The sequence below is a fragment of the Flavobacterium pectinovorum genome (assembly GCF_006438875.1).
Taxonomy (GTDB): Bacteria; Bacteroidota; Bacteroidia; order Flavobacteriales; family Flavobacteriaceae; genus Flavobacterium; species Flavobacterium pectinovorum_A.
In genome coordinates this window covers 35292-49804 of record NZ_RCZH01000019.1, presented here as the reverse complement: position 1 = coordinate 49804, position 14513 = coordinate 35292, and the positions used below count along the sequence as shown (strand labels likewise).

Annotated in this window: 13 protein-coding genes; 8 read left to right on the top strand and 5 right to left on the bottom strand. The window is 33.2% G+C overall.

Translation table 11 applies throughout. The annotated features are described in order from the left end of the window. Nucleotides 1–113 precede the first annotated feature (113 nt). On the top strand, nt 114–776 hold the full coding sequence (locus EAH81_RS22455) for a response regulator (RefSeq protein WP_140511241.1): 663 nt from the start codon (nt 114–116) through the stop codon (nt 774–776). A gap of 66 nt (nt 777–842) precedes the next feature. After that, a complete protein-coding gene (locus tag EAH81_RS22450; protein WP_241676636.1) occupies nt 843–1727 on the top strand; it encodes a sensor histidine kinase in 885 nt (294 codons plus the stop codon). A gap of 7 nt (nt 1728–1734) precedes the next feature. Here the strand turns inward: EAH81_RS22450 and EAH81_RS22445 are convergent, their stop codons facing one another. Both EAH81_RS22445 and EAH81_RS22440 read right to left on the bottom strand, forming a co-directional pair. After that, nucleotides 1735–2229, bottom strand: coding sequence for a metallophosphoesterase family protein (locus EAH81_RS22445; RefSeq protein ID WP_083692918.1), 495 nt, complete (start codon nt 2227–2229; stop codon nt 1735–1737). Nucleotides 2230–2576: 347 nt separating this feature from the next. Next, entirely contained in the window at nt 2577–4493 is a 1917-nt protein-coding gene (locus EAH81_RS22440) for an SPFH domain-containing protein (protein WP_140511239.1), read from the bottom strand. A 408-nt stretch (nt 4494–4901) separates the two neighbouring features. Between EAH81_RS22440 and truA the strand changes: the two genes are divergently transcribed. From truA to lpdA, 4 genes are all read left to right on the top strand, one after another. Further along, on the top strand, nt 4902–5642 hold the full coding sequence (truA, locus tag EAH81_RS22435; protein ID WP_140511238.1) for a tRNA pseudouridine(38-40) synthase TruA: 741 nt from the start codon (nt 4902–4904) through the stop codon (nt 5640–5642). Between the two features lie 150 nt (nt 5643–5792). Beyond that, nucleotides 5793–7547 (top strand): ABC transporter ATP-binding protein, encoded by a 1755-nt coding sequence (locus EAH81_RS22430; RefSeq protein WP_140511237.1) that lies wholly within the window; start codon nt 5793–5795, stop codon nt 7545–7547. A 142-nt stretch (nt 7548–7689) separates the two neighbouring features. Beyond that, nucleotides 7690–8274 (top strand): NUMOD4 domain-containing protein, encoded by a 585-nt coding sequence (locus EAH81_RS22425; RefSeq protein ID WP_140511236.1) that lies wholly within the window; start codon nt 7690–7692, stop codon nt 8272–8274. 348 nt (nt 8275–8622) lie between these two features. After that, entirely contained in the window at nt 8623–10011 is a 1389-nt protein-coding gene (lpdA, locus tag EAH81_RS22420) for a dihydrolipoyl dehydrogenase (RefSeq protein ID WP_121329580.1), read from the top strand. A gap of 83 nt (nt 10012–10094) precedes the next feature. On the opposite strand, the gene EAH81_RS22415 is transcribed toward lpdA, so the two are convergent. Next, entirely contained in the window at nt 10095–11234 is a 1140-nt protein-coding gene (locus EAH81_RS22415; protein WP_140511235.1) for an MFS transporter, read from the bottom strand. A gap of 111 nt (nt 11235–11345) precedes the next feature. Here EAH81_RS22415 and EAH81_RS22410 point away from each other — a divergent pair, with 111 nt between their 5' ends. Together EAH81_RS22410 and EAH81_RS28170 are read left to right on the top strand one after the other, a co-directional pair. Then, entirely contained in the window at nt 11346–11702 is a 357-nt protein-coding gene (locus EAH81_RS22410) for a winged helix-turn-helix transcriptional regulator (protein WP_140511234.1), read from the top strand. Between the two features lie 349 nt (nt 11703–12051). Continuing rightward, nucleotides 12052–12159, top strand: a complete 108-nt coding sequence (locus EAH81_RS28170) for a type I addiction module toxin, SymE family (protein WP_140511233.1) — start codon at nt 12052–12054, stop codon at nt 12157–12159. Nucleotides 12160–12257: 98 nt separating this feature from the next. On the opposite strand, the gene EAH81_RS22400 is transcribed toward EAH81_RS28170, so the two are convergent. Both EAH81_RS22400 and EAH81_RS22395 read right to left on the bottom strand, forming a co-directional pair. Further along, the gene (locus tag EAH81_RS22400; RefSeq protein WP_140511232.1) at nt 12258–13421 is read right to left on the bottom strand and encodes a thiol-activated cytolysin family protein; all 1164 of its coding nucleotides are present in this window, start codon (nt 13419–13421) and stop codon (nt 12258–12260) included. Between the two features lie 21 nt (nt 13422–13442). Next, entirely contained in the window at nt 13443–14282 is an 840-nt protein-coding gene (locus EAH81_RS22395; protein WP_140511231.1) for a hypothetical protein, read from the bottom strand. Between the last annotated feature and the right edge of the window lie 231 nt (nt 14283–14513).

The following is a 14513-nucleotide window of genomic DNA, read 5'->3' as shown; positions in this document are numbered from 1 at the left end:
TCGGGTTTTTTTGTGCCTTGTTTTTACCCTATCAAGATATAAATTAACCTTTTAAGGGTAATCCCATAAGAGAAATCCTTGATAAATTTGCTGTTTATTTCCAAAAAGCACTAATGAAACATAAAATAAGGATACATCTTGCCGATGATCATCAGGTACTTATTGATGGTTTGACAAACTTATTACATACAGTCGAAAATTTTGAAGTCATAGGTAATTCTAAGGATGGCACTACTATATATCAGGATGTTATGCAAAATAACACTGATGTTTTAGTTTTAGATATAAGTATGCCTAAAAAGGACGGTATTGAAGTACTTAAAGAATTTAGTCAAAAAGGATTTCTTTGTAAAGTAATTATCCTATCCAGTTATGATGATTTAAAAATCATAAAAGAAGTAATGAAACTAGGTGCTAAAGGCTACCTCACAAAAAAATGTGCCGGCGAAAATATTATCGAAGCTATTGAAGCCGTTTATCAGGGTCAGGAATATTATTGTGATGCTGTAAGAGAAAAAATATTTTTTAGTTTCACACAAAACAATACTAAATTAAATAAGAAAATCTATACTGAAAATCAGATTTTAAGCTCGAGAGAAATCGAAATTATTACTTTAATTTCACTTGAATACAGTGGAAAAGAAATTAGTGAACAACTCTTCATTAGCATCCATACCGTTGAAACTCACCGAAAAAATATCATGAAGAAATTACAAACTAAAAACACAATTGGTCTTGTAAAATATGCACTAAAAAACAACTTGATTAATTCTTAATCTGATTCTAATTTTTTTTTCTCCTATCGTTTTATGTCTATTTTCAGAGTTTTTATAACGCTTTTAATGTTTATTTCTTCCAATGGAAATTTTGTGTTTAGTCAGCAAAATCACTTCATAGAATCTCGCAATATCCCCACTGAGATTTCCAATAAAAGCGATATTTCAGAACCACAAAAAATAAATCAATTAGGTAATAAAAAAATAATAAGCTTATCAATTATACTTGTAATCATACTATCATTCTTATTCTATCTTTATTATCAAAATAATAAGCTAAAAGAAAAAATTAAACGGAAAGATATCAAGCAAAAAATACTCCTTAACGTTATAAATGCCGGAATCGACAGTCAGGAAATTGAACGAAAAAAAATCGCATCATTTCTACATGATAATATTAATTCCTTACTATCTTCTGTGGGACTACATTTGAATGCTTTTACGATGCAGAATAATATAAAATCTGAAGAAATTCAGAAAGCAAAAAGTATCTTAGCAGAAGCTCATGACCTTTTGCGAGATATGTCACACGAGCAAGTCCCTACCTTATTACTACGCTTTGGATTGATTTATGCCTTAGAAGATTTGTGTGAAAGAAACTCCAATTCGAGTATTCATTTTGGGTACTCAAGTACCATTTCGACCGAAAAAAGATATACTGAAAAATTTGAAATGAAGCTTTACTTTATTGTAACCGAACTATTCAATAATATCATAAAACACAGTGATGCCCAAAATGCCGAAATTTCATTGTCCGAAAAACAAAATCTTTTCACAATTATGATTCACGATGACGGGAAAGGTTTTAAAACTCAAAAATTAAAAGAAGCCGAAGGTTTTGGCTTAAACCGAATTAGAGCAAGAATTAAAAAATACAAAGGAACAATCTCTATTATCTCAAAAGAAAACGAAGGAACCGCTATCAAAATACAAGTTCCTCTACCTCATTAATTAAATTTTACTTTTTTCCTATTTCAATAATTTCAAGATCTTTAATTTTATCATCATCAATTACAAACCGAAGCATTGTGCGAACTTGATGAAAACCGCTTTTTCCTGCTGCACCTGGATTCATATGTAACAAATTGTTCTTTTTATCAAAAATTACTTTCAGAATATGGGAATGTCCACAAATAAATAATTTAGGTGGATTTAAAGCCATCTCTTCTCTTATCGCAGGATTATATTTACCCGGATAACCACCAATATGCGTAATCCAAACAGAAACATTTTCGCATAGAAACCTATTATGCAAAGGAAATTCCAATCTCGCTTGTGCGTCATCGATGTTTCCGTAAACACAGCGTAAAGGTTTAAGTTTTTTTATAGTATCCGTAACATTCAAATCACCAATATCTCCCGCATGCCAAACCTCGTCAGCCTGATTTACATATTTTAAAATGGTATCGTCAATATGACTGTGAGTATCGGAAAGGAGGAGGATTTTTTTCATTTTCTTTACAGGTGTAGAGGCTTAGAGGTGCAAAGGTACAAAGGTTTTTTTAAAGGTTCTAAGATTCTGAGTTGCTAAGGTTCTGAGTTTTTCTTTTATAGGTACAAAGTTGCAAAGGAACAGAGGTTCAAATGTTTTTTCTGTAGAGACGCACAGCAGTGCGTCTTTCATAAGGTTTTCTTTTATTTTTAAACATAAAAAAATCCGATCTACTGATGCAGACCGGATTTGTATATCCTAACAGGTTTTTAAAACCTGTTAGGTATTCTTTATTTATTACGAACATCTACAATTATACCAAACAGGCCTTGGAGACCTGTTAGGAAATCTAAACACGTTGATAACTATTATTTTTTAATGTTTTTATTACCATCTTTAGAATCTTTGGTATCCATCATTTCCATTAGTTTCAAACCTAATAAACCACTAATCGAACCATCAGATCCACCGTTTCCAGTAATTAAGACATCCGGAATCACTTTGATGTTTCCTTTACCAATTTCTTCGGTCACTTTATATCGGGTAAAGTTATCACCTCCCATTGCACTAACCTGAAGTTGGTACGATTCAGCTGTAGATTTACCAATTGCCATAATTTTCTCTGCTTCGGCAAGACCAGTTTTAGAGATTCTTTCTGCTTCTGCGCTTGCATTTAGTTTTGTAGCTTCAGCCTGTGCTCCTGCTCTTGCTTTTGTAGCTTCGGCTTCTGCATTTGCACGCATTTTTGTTGCTTCCGCTTCAGCGTTTACATTCAGTTTTAAACTGGTTGCATCTCCTTCTGCTTTTTTAACCGTTGCATCTGCAGTACGTTGTGCGATCTCAACACTTTGCGAAGCGCGAACGATTTCTTTTTGCATATCTGCAATAGCAGTTTCTTTCTCCATTCCCTGACGTTGTTCCTGCGCCATTCTTTGCGTTTGATATGTTTTTTGCTCTTCTTCAGCTAATTTTCTATCTGTCAAAGTTTTCATCAATGAATCTGGTGGAACAATATCTCCAATCAAAGTATCAACTGCGTTTACATTGTATTCGTCAAGAACTAACTTAATATGACTCTTTGCTGATTCCTGACGCTCTTTTCTTGTCGATAAGAACGAAATCACATCGCTATCCTGAGCCGAGTTTCTGAAATAGTTACCAATTGTAGGCTCTAAAACCTGAGAAACCAAGTTGTTCATACTTCCAAAACGGGCAATTACTTTTGGTGCTTCGGCAGCAGGAACATGAATAATCTGAGCTACGTCAAGATTAAAAGGGAAACCATCTTTTGAACGAACGGTAATCGTAGATAAATTTTTATCTAAATCATGTGATTCACTTCTGGCATTTGCCCAGTTCAAAACTAAATTCGTTGTTGGAACAGCTTCTAGTTTAGTCGTGTATTTATTCAAAGCATATTTTCCTGGTCCAAGTGGTTCCATCCAGACACCACGCTGTCCTTTCGAAACAATATTTCCGTGTTTGAAGGTATCACCTGTAACATCTTGTCCGTCTTCTCCAATATAAGAAATCACAACTCCTACATATCCAATAGGCACATCTGTCATTGGGTTTTGTTCGATCTGAATTCCCCATGTATTAATATAGTATGATCCTGCTAACATTACTTGCGGTTGTAAACCACGATTTCCGCCAGTGTCCAGAAACTTGTCAAAATCCTGAAAGTTATTATGACCTTCAACAAATTTACCGGCAATTTGTCCTTGCGGAATTGGATCTCCATCGAGAGCTGTCACGATACCAATCATGTTCTCGTAAATCTTGATTTGGTCTGCAATTACAATTTCGAACAAGAACGTATTTATACGATACGAACCTGTGGTAATAAAAGCCGTTTGACGCCCTTTTTGCCCACCATTGTCTAAGAAAAAAGTAGCATCCTGGAAGTTATCACTGTCTACTTTTCGAGCTAAGATTCGTCCTGTTGGAATTTCTTTTCCGTCTTTACTTAAAACCAATCCAATTTTACCTTCTGGAATAACTGTAAATCCAGACATATCAATTGAATATTGCCAGATCCACATTCCCCAGTATAAACCCGGAGCAAGCGTTTTTGCCTGATAACCAGCCTCTCCTTTTGTTGCGATGATTCGACCATCCGGTAATGATTTGTCTGCGCCGAACAAAACGAATTTTTTGGTGACTAAACCAATTTTATCTTCCGGAACCATCACCATTCCGAAGAAAACACGTAAAATAAATTTGTAAAAAATAATAGAGAATAGGATTAAAATTATCCACCAATAAGAAGTAATTTCATTCATAGTTTTGATATTTAAGCTACAAACATAATAGAAATACTTCCTGTTAAAATGAAATATTTTAAAAATTAACTTTTGCCAATTTTTTAAAAAAAATGTTAAAAAAAACCTTTGATTAAATCGATGGAATTGTCAATTTGTGACACGATTTTTTGCTGGGTAAACTATGATTGGTATTTTGGACGTTAACAGTTTTTAGAGGAAGGTACATAGGTTCAGAGAGGCAAAGGTTCAAAGGTTTCTATTCACAAACACAAAACAGGAGGGATTTAGTAATTCATCTATTTCACATGGATGAGTATTAGTATATTCTACAGAAAAAAACTTTGAACCTCTGCACCTTTGCGACTTTGAACCTATAAAGAAAAAAATCTTTGTACCTTTGCACCTCAGAACCTATGAACCTTCACCTTGAGATATTTTATTCAATTCGCCTATAACGGAACACATTATCATGGTTGGCAATTTCAGCCTAATGCATCTTCTGTTCAGGAAACTTTAAACAAAGCGCTTTCGGTTTTATTAAATTCTCCTATAAATGTTATGGGTGCCGGACGAACGGATACTGGTGTTCATGCACAGGAAATGTACGGTCACTTTGATTTTGAAACTCCTATTGATGTTTCGAATTTAGTGCACAAACTGAATTCGTATTTACCAAAGGACATTGCAATTTTTGATCTTATTCCGGTTCATGATGATGCGCATTGTAGATTTGATGCGACAAAGCGAACGTATGAATATCATATCAACATTGTTAAAAATCCGTTTTTGGAGGAATTGAGTTGGTATTTTAATCAAAAATTAGATGTAGCTTTGATGAATGAAGCTGCAAAAATCTTACTGAATCATACCGATTTTCAGTGTTTTTCGAAAGTAAATACAGATGTAAACACATTTGATTGCACGATTTTTGAGGCCTATTGGAAACACGAAAATAATAAGCTGATTTTTACCATTTCGGCAAATCGTTTTTTACGGAATATGGTTCGCTCTATTGTGGGCACTTTGGTAAACATTGGTTTACACAAAATTTCTCTGACTGATTTTGAAAATATCATCGCGAGTAAAAGCAGAGAAAAAGCCGGGTTCTCGGTTCCGGCACACGGATTGTATTTAACCGAAATTGATTACGATTACATCATAAAATAGCCCTGATTGAAGTGAAAAGCTTTTTTGAAAAAAATATAATTTTTGTAATTTTTATAGAGCGACCAACGGAAGCTTTATAAAAATAATACAAAAACATATTTTTGAGAAAAACTTGAAACGGAAAGCAGGAAATAGCTCCAAAAAAAATAAATGAAAGCAAAAGCATTTGATACCGGATTATTCAAACGAATTTTAAAATATACTAAACCTTATAAATGGCGCTATTATGGCGTTATTATTTTTGCAGTTTCCCTTTCGATTTTTGCCGCACTTCGCCCCTATTTATTAAAACAAACGGTCGACGGCTATATCAAGACGCATGACAAGCATGGTTTATTGATGTACATTATATTAATGGGCGTGGTTCTATTATGCGAAGTTTTCTCTCAGTTTTATTTTGTATTCTGGGCAAACTGGTTGGGTCAGGATATTGTAAAAGACATCAGAACCAAACTTTTCAAGCATATTTTGAGTTTTAGAATGAAATATTTTGATTTGGTTCCGGTTGGACAATTGGTTACCAGATCAGTTTCGGACATTGAATCGATTGCACGTATTTTCAGTCAGGGATTGTTTATGATTATAAGCGATTTGATGAAAATGCTGGTTGTTCTTATTTTTATGTTTTACATGAACTGGAAACTGACTTGGATTGTGGTGGTTGCAATGCCTATTTTGGTTTATATCACTAGAATTTTTCAGCGCAAAATGCAAGTTGCTTTTGAAGAAGTGCGTACGCAAATTGCTAATATGAACTCGTTTGTTCAGGAACGTGTTACGGGAATGAAAATTGTTCAGCTTTTTAATCGTGAAAAAATTGAAGCCGAAAACTTTAGAGTTATCAACGACAAACATAGAGTTGCGTGGATCAAAACGATTCTTTACAACTCGATATTTTTCCCTATTGCCGATATTATTTCGTCTATTACTTTGGGATTAGTTGTTGTTTATGGCGGATTTAAAATCCTGAATGGAGATCATTTTACAACTTTCGGAGATTTGTTCTCTTATACGATGTTTATTGGGATGTTATTTAATCCATTACGCCAGATTGCGGATAAATTTAACGAGATGCAATTAGGAATGATTGCTGCCAATCGTGTTTTTGATATTATCGACACTCAGGATCATATTCAGGATACGGGAACGCTTGAAGCTCCTGTTTTTGATGGAAGTATCGAATTTAAACAAGTCCGTTTTAGTTATATTCCCGAAGAAGAAGTAATAAAAGGCATTGATTTATCTGTTGCTTCCGGACAAACGATTGCAATTGTTGGTTCGACGGGTGCAGGTAAATCTACTATTATTAATTTACTGAATCGCTTTTACGAAATCAATAGCGGAACTATTTTTATCGATGGTCATAATATCGAGAATTATACTTTGGCTTCTCTTCGAAAACAAATTGCGGTAGTCTTACAAGATGTATTTTTGTTTGCTGATACGATTTACAACAATATTACTTTGCACAATCCTGAGATTACGCGTGAGCAAGTTTTGGATGCTGCCAAGAAAATCGGCGTACACAATTTTATTATGAGCTTGCCGGATAACTATGATTTCGACGTAAAAGAACGCGGTGTAATGCTGTCTTCAGGACAACGTCAATTAATCGCCTTTTTACGTTCATATGTGAGTAATCCCAGTATTTTAATTTTGGATGAAGCTACTTCTTCGATTGATACCTATTCTGAAGAATTGATTCAGCGCGCCACAGAAACGATTACTAAAGGAAGAACTTCGATCATTATTGCGCATAGATTGGCTACAATTGTAAATGCGGATAAGATTGTAGTTATGGATAAAGGATTGATTGTGGAACAAGGAACGCACCACGAATTGCTTAATAAAATCGACGGATATTACAAAAATCTATACGATTCGCAATTTTCGGTCGCCAATTAGATTTTCAAATGCTAAAAAATTTCTTAAAAAAGTTAAATTAGCGTTATAGGAATCATAAATGTAATATCTGAGCGAAATTATATAACTACTATGGTTTTTGAATTTTTTATCTTTGAGAGACAAAATTCAAATGCAAAAGAAAATGCCACAAAACAGATTTTATCCAGACGAAAAATTCAAAGAAATAGAAATAAACGCCTCATTACAACTTAGATATGCCATTTCGAACAGAGGCAGATTAATAAGCTTCACTGATGAAATGGAAAACGGACGTCTCCTGAAAGGCGGACTAAGTGATGGATATCCAACTTTTAGATTTAAAGTAAAAAAAGATGACAAAATTGTCAACAAATACCTCTTTTTATATAAGTTAGTTGCTCAGTATTTTATTCCGAAAACATCCGAAGAGCAAACTTATGTCCTTCATATGGATTACAACCGAAGTAACGATGATGAAAAAAACCTACGTTGGGCGACAAAAGCGGAGATGATGGAACACAGCCGCAAAAGTCCGCGAGTGATTCAGGCTAAAAAGAACCTTATCGAACATAACCTAAAAGCCGACGGACGAAAATTAACCACCACAAAAGTGATGTTAATCAAGAAAATTCTTGCCCGACCGGAACAAAAAACACGTCTTAAAATGATCGCGAAACAATTTGGCGTAAGCGAAATGCAAATCAGACGAATCGCCAGTGGAGAAAACTGGGGACATGTTAAAGTTTAAATTTTAATTATAAATTATTAGTTATAAATTATTAATGTTATCATACATTCTAAACGAAGTCGAAGAGTTTTCAATACGAAAGCCTTCGGCTTCGTGTATTTTGACAAACATTTTAATTTCAGATTTAATTTCCAAATTTGAATTTTCAATTAATAATTCACAATTAACACTTAACAATTTGCCCCATCTCTGTGAAAAGATCAAAATCGGTGTGGGTAAAAATAAAATTTGAAGTGTTTTTTAAAATAATTCCTTAAATTCGCAATCACAAATAACAAAAGAATAAATCGATCAATGAGTTTCGGAATTAAACCTCATTTTCGATATTAAATACTAAAAACCAAAAAAATGAAATACGACGTTATTGTTTTAGGAAGTGGTCCTGGCGGATATGTAACAGCTATTAGAGCTTCACAATTAGGCTTTAAAGTAGCTGTAGTTGAAAAAGAAAACTTAGGTGGTGTATGTTTAAACTGGGGATGTATCCCAACAAAAGCATTATTAAAATCAGCTCAGGTTTTTGATTACTTAAAACACGCTTCTGACTACGGATTGAAAGTTTCTGAGTTCGATAAAGATTTCCCGGCAGTTGTACAACGCAGCCGTGGTGTTGCTGAAGGAATGAGCAAAGGAGTTCAGTTCTTGATGAAAAAAAACAAAATTGACGTTATTGAAGGTTTTGGAAAACTAAAACCAGGTAAAAAACTTGACGTTACTGATAAAGACAATAAAGTTACTGAATATAGCGCTGACCATATTATCATCGCAACCGGAGCTCGCTCTCGTGAGTTACCAAACTTACCACAAGATGGTGTAAAAGTAATTGGATACCGTCAGGCAATGACATTACCAACACAACCAAAATCTATGATTATTGTAGGTTCTGGTGCAATTGGAGTTGAGTTTGCACACTTTTATAACTCAATGGGAACTGAGGTTACTATTGTAGAATTTATGCCAAACGTTGTTCCTGTAGAAGACGAAGATATCTCAAAACAATTTGAGCGTTCTTTGAAAAAAGCCGGAATTAAAATTATGACTAACTCATCTGTTGAGCGTATTGATACAACGGGTGCGGGAGTAAAAGCATTTGTTAAAACTGCAAAAGGTGAAGAAGTTCTTGAAGCTGACATCGTTCTTTCGGCAGTTGGAATTAAAACTAACATTGAAAACATAGGTTTAGAAGAAGTTGGAATCGCTGTTGACAGAGATAAAATCTTAGTAAACGCTTACAACGCAACTAACATTCCCGGATATTATGCTATTGGAGACGTTACTCCAGGACAAGCTTTGGCTCACGTAGCTTCTGCTGAAGGAATTAACTGTGTAGAGAAAATTGCTGGTTTACACGTAGACCCAATCGATTACGGAAACGTTCCTGGTTGTACTTACGCAACTCCTGAAATCGCTTCTGTAGGTTTAACAGAAAAACAAGCTAAAGAAAAAGGATACGAATTAAAAATTGGTAAATTCCCATTCTCAGCTTCAGGAAAAGCTAAAGCTGCCGGAACTCCGGACGGATTCGTAAAAGTAATCTTTGATGCAAAATACGGTGAATGGTTAGGATGTCACATGATTGGTGCCGGAGTTACAGATATGATTGCTGAGGCAGTTGTAGCTCGTAAACTTGAAACTACAGGTCATGAAATCTTAAAATCTATTCACCCTCACCCAACAATGAGCGAGGCTGTTATGGAAGCTGTGGCTGATGCTTACGGCGAAGTAATTCACTTGTAATACAAAACCGTTTTACGGTTACATATAATTTTCAATTTGAAAAATCCGATTTGTGAAAGCAAGTCGGATTTTTTTTATTTAATCTATTCGAAATTGCCAAATCTTTTTAGAATCCAAACCAGAAGTGCCATTATAAGTAACCCAATACTAGACCAAATAACATTTTGAACAGAAAAACCAGATATAAAATATCCACCAAGTATGGTCCCGAAAGTTACTCCGGCATTACCACAAGTAGTAAAAATACTGTTTACAAATTCCGGAGATTCAGGAGCTGATGAAGTAAGATTCACATTGCTAATTAAAAAACCTGCCGTATGCACAAAACCCCAAATTGCAATTAATAGTATCATTGGAACAAAATACAAACCGTAACAATACAAAAGCAAATGAATTAACATTAAAGCAATAATGAACATAAAAGCGGTTTTCAAAATACTCTTATTTAACAAAAAACCTGCAAGCCAATTGCCCGCAACACCACTTAAACCAAAAATTAAAAGCATCCAGCTAATTTGTGTCCCGTTCATTTTAGTAACTCTGGCTAAAAAAACCGCCATAAAACCATAAGTGGAGAACATCGCCGCAATCATCAAAAATGATAAAGTAAAACTAATCCATAAAATAGGCTTTTTCAGAATTTTAGTTTGTGAGGATACCGTTTGTTTTTCAGCAATTTTAATTGAAGGCAAAAAAAACAATATTCCCACAAAAGATAAAATATTAATAACAGCACATAACACAAAAGAAGACTGCCAATTAAATACCGAAGCCATTAAGGTTGCCAGTGGAATTCCGATAACGCTAGATACTGTAAATCCACCAAAAACAATAGCAACTCCTTTTGAAGATGTTTCACCATACAAGCTATTTGCAGCAATCGAAAGAGCAATTGACCAAAAAACCGGATGTAAAAATGCTGGCAATATTCTGGCAATTAAAAGCATATTAAAACTAGTCGCAAAAACAGAAAGAAGGTTTGAAATAGCAAAAATACCTAAGACAAATAGCATCAATTTTTTTCTATTCACTGAAGACATTAGAAGCATTACAAATGGACCAGACACAGCTACAATTAAAGCAAACAAGCTCAATAGCTGTCCTGCTTTTTCAATTGTAACAGAAAAAGCGGCCGCTATTTGAGGCAAAATTCCAATTACTCCAAATTCAGTTGTTCCAATTCCAAATGTTCCTAAGGCTAATAGATAATGTATACGTTTCATAAATTTATTTTTTGCAAATTTGCAGCAGTAATAAATAACTTATACGTTACTTACATTTATGTAATACACTTACCCTTTTGAAAGTTAATTGATTTTTAAACACTTAGAAAAATGCCTGATTTTTTTCACGACAGAAAACTTTATTATACTCCTATAGAATTTGCAATAGCACATATTGGCGGCACATGGAAAATGCCCATATTATGGAGATTACAAAACAATGTTTTACGCTTTAGCGAATTAAAGAAAGACATTCCTCATATCACAGACAAAATGCTTACCAGTCAATTAAAAGAGTTGGAAAGTAAAGGATTGATTCATAGAACCGTTTATCCGGAGGTACCACCAAAAGTAGAATACAATATCACGGAAAAAGGAAAAAAAGCTATTCCGGTAATCGAAGTAATAATGAAATATGGATATGATCTTATTAAAGAAGCAGGAATAGAATATCCGCCTTTAAAATAAATGCTTCGTATCTCTCGAGATTATATAATTTTCAATTTAAAAAATCCGATTTGTGAAAACAGATCGGATTTTTTAAATTGGAAATGTTCCTATCATTTCTTAATGTATTTAGAAAAAAACATACAAATTATTGATTTTCAAACACAAAATATTACAAATATTATTAAAAACTTACTTGTCAACTTTTAATATGACAACATTCTCACAAAATTATTTGACATTTGATTCATGCTTGCGAGCTAAAAAAGAATAAGTAATTATATGACAATGAAAAATTCTAGAAAACTAAAAATTCATACAAAATACAAAGCATGAATTTATAAAGCTACCACAACTCCTGTAATTACACTTGAAGGGTAAATGGCTTAAAAAACTCGGTTTTAAAGAAGGGGAAATGATAAACATCGAACAAAAGAAAAATAAGCTGATTATTACTATTGAAAAAGAACAGAAATGAGATTATTAAATTCCAATATTTATGATAATAGAAATTTTTAAATAAAAAAATCCGACCTGCTTTCACAAATCGGATTTTTAATAATGATGTTAACTCGTTTAATTTGCTTTTAATTCTTTAAATTGTTCTGTATACATATCTTTTACTTCTACTTCAGTATTGTCTTTTAATCTACGTATTTTGTATGATATTGGCGCAGATGAAGAAACAAGATCTGAAGAACTTGGAGCTTGTAAAAAACTCACAAAACTATTATAATCATTTACTTTTCCTCCCAAAGCCAAAGGTCCTCCAACAATCATAACCTTTACTTTATTTTGAGCAAATAATTTTTTAAACTCTTCAGAATAATTTACGTCTATACCAATATCTACAACTTTTAAAGCCACACCTACTGACGCTTTAACCATCATATTGTTATAAGATTCATCTTTTGCAGTTTCAATTAATATATAAGCAACACGGCCATAATCAACATTACTCACATAAACAGGTTCATGAGTTCCAAAATTGTTTCCATTAATATCTCCGTCAATCCAGTCTCGGTAATATTTTGGGTCAATAGTCATACTATACAAACGTTGTCTCACTTTTACCATTACATAAGACTTGATATTGCTTGAACCGCTATTTTGAGTATAACCAAAATTTGCCTTTACTAAACCACCTAATACGTTTACATTTAAATGCGCATCAAGTGCTTTTTTAAAACTATTTTCGGTTGTAATCTCATCACTTTGATATTCATAATATGTTGGTACAGCATTATAGTCAATAAGATTTTTATTTTTACTAACTAAACCATTTATAACCGTATTTACTTCACTAGGAATAGGTAACGTTTGTGCACTAACAGATAAATCTCCTCTTAAAGACATTGATAAAGTAACAGGCTTAAAAGAATTTTTAAGTACTAGCGGATCATAAGTTGCATTCATAAAACTGGAGCCGCGCAAAATACTTCCGGGATAAATTACATCTAGATTTGCCTCGTTTATGATGGACAAAGGCGAAAGTGTTGTTTGTTTTTCTACTTCTGTAAGATAAACATATTCATTATTACCTGTCGTAGGATTTAGTTCTTGTAATCCGGTTTTTTTAGAACTTAGCACATTATCCGGTTTAGCTGCAAAAACTACAGGTTGTAATTTATCTAAAGCAGCAGAATCTGCCTCTTTATTATTATCACTACTACAAGAAGTAAATAATGCGGCGCTAATAGCTAAAGCCACAATTACATTTTTTTTCATTTGGTCTTTCATGTTAGTTTATTTTAAAAGTTATTATTTCTGTTTAATATTCAAATTATAATATGAAATGATGTTATCAGGTTCATGATTTCTCTTTTGTGTTATTTTAAGTTCAGCTAATATCCAGTCAGGTACTATTTGTGCGCCTTTTTCAGTGTTTACTTTCTCACTAAATGTCATTACATTATTTATAACAATATTTCCGTCGTATTTTTTACCATTGTATAATGCTGTATAGGTGTTTTGTTTAGAATCACTATCTGTTAAATAGACATCATTTGTCTGATCTCCATCGTCAATAGTAAATTCATAGTAACGACTATGCTTTGAACTTGAAAACATAGTAGAATTATCTGTTTGCACATTTCTGGTATATACGTCAATTTTTACCGCAGAAAACAACATTTCCTGTGTTGATCCCGCAACATATTTGTTCGATTGCATTTTGCGAAGCTCGTATTGCTGTACAAAATTTCCCGCCTTTAAAATCGAAACAAAAAAAGAAGAATTTGCTTTTTTAAGGATAATGCTGTCTTGCGTTTTTTTTGTAAGGACACTATCTTTTACAGATGCATTTGTGGAAGGAATTTTTACTTCTTCCTGAAAATTATAGTCAATTTTGTTTTGCTGATGTTTAGTCGCATCTGCTGTTATTGGTTTTAATACATAAACTACATCAGTAGACGAATCGAAGTTTTTGATTTTAACATCAAATTTTACCCTTTCTCCTACTTGAATATTGTTCCAAACTGTTCGTTCACTATTTTTAGATAAAGCAAAATTGGCTTCATTTTGCTGAATAGTTTCTGATGAACTTTTTTCGTCGCTGCACGAAGCGAGACTAACAAGAATAAAAAATAAATATTTTCTCATAGTTAATTTTCTTTCAAATTAACGTCTTTACTATATCGTTTTCGTGCGCAATAAGTTTTTAAAATAACACAATAAGCTTTTTTTTGAGAGGTGCTGAAAAAATCCGATTTTTGAAAACAGATCGGATTTTTTTATGCAATTCTATAAAAATAAAAATTTAATTATGGTAATAATCTCAAAGCTGATTTTTAATAATAAAGCACTAATTTTGCAACGCCCAAAACAAATCTG